The following is a 1,446-nucleotide window of genomic DNA, read 5'->3' as shown; positions in this document are numbered from 1 at the left end:
GGCACCGTCGCGGCCCTCTGCGGCGGCGGCGCCGTCCTCGCGGCGGCCGTCGGCCTGCTGCTGAGCGGCGCGGTCGTCCGCCCGGCACCGGCCGGGGCGGCCGCTCCCCCGGCGCCCGCCCCGATCGAGCTCGCCGCCGGGGAGTCCGCCTCCTGGTCCCGTACGGTCGGCTCGCCGCTGCTGGGCACCCTCGGCCCCGCCCTGCTGGGGCTCGCCGCCGTCCTGCTGCTCGCCGGGGCAGGCGCCGGGGCCCTGCCCGCCGCCCTGATCGGCGCGCTCACCACGGCCGCCGGCCGGGTCCGGGTCACCGTCGACCGGAACGGCCTGACCGTCCTGCTGCCGCTGGTCCGCCGGCCCTGGGTGCAGCTGCCGCTGGAGCGGATCGCCGCCGCCGACCGCCGCGAGGTCCGGTGGTCGGGGGTCTTCGGCGACGAGGGGTACCGCTCCGGGCCCGGGCGCAGCGGCCTGGTGCTGCGACCCGGCGAGGCCGTCGCCGTACGGCTCACCGACGGACGGGAGTTCACCGTCTCCGTCCCCGACGCCGGCACGGCCGCCGGGCTGCTCGACGCCCTCGTCCGGCGCTCCCGGGAGGACCGCCCGTGCTCTTCCGCGTGAATCCGGCCTCCCCGCAGCCGCTGGCCGAGCAGATCGCCGCCTGCGTCCGCCGCGCCGTCGCCGAGGGCTCCGCGGGGCCCGGCGACCGGCTGCCGCCCGCGCGCACCCTCGCCGGCTCGCTCGACGTCAACATGCACACCGTGCTGCGCGGTTACCAGATCCTCCGCGAGGAGGGGCTGGTCGACCTGCGCCGCGGCCGCGGCGCGCAGATCACCGACGCCGCGTCACCGGGCCGGGCCCGTCTCGGCGCGGCCGCCGACGCCCTGGTCGCCGAGGCGCGGGCGTCGGGCCTGACCGACCAGGAGGTGCTGGACCTCGTGCGGGCCGCCCTCGGTCCGCCTCCGCGGCCCGTCCGAGGGGCTCCGGACGGGTAAGTTCGCCGACATACAAGATGATTGATGTACGATCACATCCGCCGTCGCGCGTGAAGATCCGCGAAGACGGTGTGACGTCTGATCATCATTCCGGGGGAATTCGTGAACATCCGTCGTTCGCTGGCCGCTGCCGTGCTCGTGGCAGCGGTCTCCGCACCTGTCGCCCTCGCCGCCGCACCAGCGTCGGCCGAGGAACTGCAGGCCGGCCGGTCCCAGTCGGACGCGCCGCCGGCCTCGGACCAGGCTCCCGCACCGGCCGGCGACCCCGCCTCCGACGACGCGGCCAAGCAGGACGCGGCCGACCGCGCCGAGATCGAGCGCATCCTGGCCGACCCGCGGACCGGCCGCGGCGTCCGCGAGGCCGCCACCAAGGCGCTCGCCGGAACGCCGCAGGACCGCCGGCACTTCCTCACCGTCGACTACCCGCGGCTGCGGGCGCAGGACAACCGGGTCCGGG

General features: G+C 77.7%; 2 protein-coding genes and 1 pseudogene. All 3 read left to right on the top strand.

Annotated features, from left to right (window positions below; translation table 11 throughout):
- Positions 1-615 (top strand): annotated as a pseudogene (locus tag ABZ641_RS37185) (hypothetical protein); the annotation flags it as partial.
- Positions 600-989: a GntR family transcriptional regulator gene (locus tag ABZ641_RS37180; RefSeq protein WP_359988993.1), complete on the top strand. Its 390-nt coding sequence runs from the start codon at positions 600-602 to the stop codon at positions 987-989. The pseudogene ABZ641_RS37185 and the gene ABZ641_RS37180, both read left to right, overlap by 16 nt.
- 102 nt (positions 990-1,091) lie before the next feature.
- Positions 1,092-1,446: ALF repeat-containing protein (locus ABZ641_RS37175; protein WP_359988991.1), on the top strand; the 355-nt coding region annotated here is incomplete at its 3' end.

Origin of the sequence: Kitasatospora sp. NPDC007106 (assembly GCF_040634455.1) — a bacterium.
Taxonomy (GTDB): Bacteria; Actinomycetota; Actinomycetes; order Streptomycetales; family Streptomycetaceae; genus Kitasatospora; species Kitasatospora arboriphila.
Note: the sequence above shows the minus strand (reverse complement) of the source record. Positions and strands in the feature narration are given on the sequence as shown.